This window comes from Exiguobacterium sp. s101 (assembly GCF_018617835.1).
Lineage (GTDB): Bacteria > Bacillota > Bacilli > Exiguobacteriales > Exiguobacteriaceae > Exiguobacterium > Exiguobacterium marinum.
The window spans coordinates 1-234 of record NZ_JACSKX010000046.1 but is presented as its reverse complement, the minus strand read 5'-3'; the positions used below and the strand labels follow the sequence as shown (position 1 = coordinate 234).

The 234-nt window shown below is 44.4% G+C and carries 1 rRNA gene; it reads left to right on the top strand.

From position 1 onward, the window contains the following. Positions 1 to 149: 149 nt before the first annotated feature. Positions 150 to 234, top strand: a 5S ribosomal RNA gene (gene rrf, locus KNO76_RS13945); the annotation flags it as partial.

The following is a 234-nucleotide window of genomic DNA, read 5'->3' as shown; positions in this document are numbered from 1 at the left end:
GGAAGCGTGGTGACACGTGGAGCTGAATGATACTAATCGGTCGAGGCTTTGATCTAGTCTATGGTTTGTGTTGATGAATCCTCAGTTTTGAGAGAACAATCTCAAAAAAATGTTGACATTATGTTAAAATAATGTTAATATCATATTTGTCTGGTGGCGATAGCGAGACGGCCACACCCGTTCCCATGCCGAACACGGAAGTTAAGCGTCTCAGCGCCGAAAGTAGTTGGGGGA